We start from the raw sequence: 1432 nt of genomic DNA, 5'->3' as shown, positions 1-1432 counted from the left end.
CCCTGGCATGCATCCTGCAGCCGAGGGAGGAAAATGGCGTGAAGCGTAAGAAGTCCTGGTCCGGATCGCTCACGGTGCTGATTGCCGTTGCAGCGAACGTCCTTGTCGCGGCAGCCAAGACAGTGGCCGCACTTATCTCTGGCTCGGCGTCCATGACTGCCGAGGCGGCCCACTCCTGGGCCGATACCGGCAACCAGGTCTTCCTGCTCATCGCCGAACGGAAAGCCGCGCGGAAACGCGACAAAGCCCACCCCATGGGTTACGGGCGCGAGGCCTACGTATGGTCAATGATCGCCGCCTTTGGCTTGTTTACGGCCGGCGCGGTGGTGTCGGTGATGCACGGCATCCAGCAGCTGATCACCCCGGAACCGCCAGGTGACTATGGGATCGCCTACCTGGTGCTGACCATCGCGTTCGTCCTTGAAGGCGTGTCCTTCATCCAGGCGTTCCGGCAAAACCGGAAGGCGGCGCGAGAGCTGGACCGGAACACCCTGGAGCAGGTCCTCAAGGGCTCCGACCCCACGCTGCGCGCCGTCTTCGCCGAGGACGGGGCAGCGCTTGTTGGCCTGCTCATCGCCTTCGCCGGGATATTCCTGCACCAGGTCACGGGGTCCTCCGTGCCGGACGCCGTGGGGTCCATTCTGGTGGGCATCCTCCTGGCCGTGGTTGCCGTCGTGCTGATCGACCGGAACCGGCGCTTCCTGGTGGGGCAAGCCGTGACCGGCGATATCGAGGGCACCATGGCCCGCCGCCTCCTCGAGCACCCAGCGATCGAACGCATCACGTACCTGCATCTCGAATACGTCGGCCCGCGCAAGCTTTACGTCGTGGCGGCCGTGGACATACAGGGGGACCTCCGGGAACACGACGTCGCCGCGGCCCTACGCCGCGTTGAACGCGAACTTGAGGACCACGAAACGGTGGAAGAGGCCGTCCTGACACTGGCCACCGCGGACGAGCCCTCGTTGGTCTTCCCCGCCGTTTGAGCACAACGCCGACCTCCGGGTCCGGTCCTTCGGCTGGCTCAGGCGCCGGCCGCCGTCGCGTCCATGCCGGCCGGTGGCTGCAGGCGGGCCCCGGAGGCCAGCAGCGCCTCGAGAACGGGGGACGGGCTGGGACTGGCCAGAAGGAAGCCCTGGCCCATGCCGCAGCCGAGCGAGCGCAGGAGATCCAGCTGCCCGGTGTGCTCGATGCCCTCGGCGATGACAGCCAGGTCCAGTTTCCGGGCCACTTCCAGAATGCCCTCGAGCATCGCCGCGGCCGGGGCGTCCCCAGGCAGCCCGGACAGGAAGGCACGGTCGATCTTGAGAATGTCCGCGGGCAGCGCAGCGAGCGTGCTGAGCGAGGAGAAGCCGGTCCCGAAGTCGTCGATTGCGATGCGGACGCCGAAGCTCTTCAGCTATCGAGTGACCGGAACCTGGCAGACCAGGAG

General features: G+C 67.0%; 2 protein-coding genes. One reads left to right on the top strand and one right to left on the bottom strand.

Features of this window, described 5'->3' with window-relative positions; translation table 11 throughout:
* Positions 1-38: 38 nt before the first annotated feature.
* Positions 39-986: a cation diffusion facilitator family transporter gene (locus LQV45_RS32205; RefSeq protein ID WP_230011592.1), complete on the top strand. Its 948-nt coding sequence runs from the start codon at positions 39-41 to the stop codon at positions 984-986.
* A 38-nt stretch (positions 987-1024) separates the two neighbouring features.
* On the opposite strand, the gene LQV45_RS32200 is transcribed toward LQV45_RS32205, so the two are convergent.
* Positions 1025-1399, bottom strand: a complete 375-nt coding sequence (locus LQV45_RS32200) for an EAL domain-containing protein (RefSeq protein ID WP_290370381.1) — start codon at positions 1397-1399, stop codon at positions 1025-1027.
* Positions 1400-1432 lie beyond the last annotated feature (33 nt).

The sequence above is a fragment of the Microbacterium sp. Bi128 genome (genome assembly GCF_918698205.1).
Note: the sequence above shows the minus strand (reverse complement) of the source record. Positions and strands in the feature narration are given on the sequence as shown.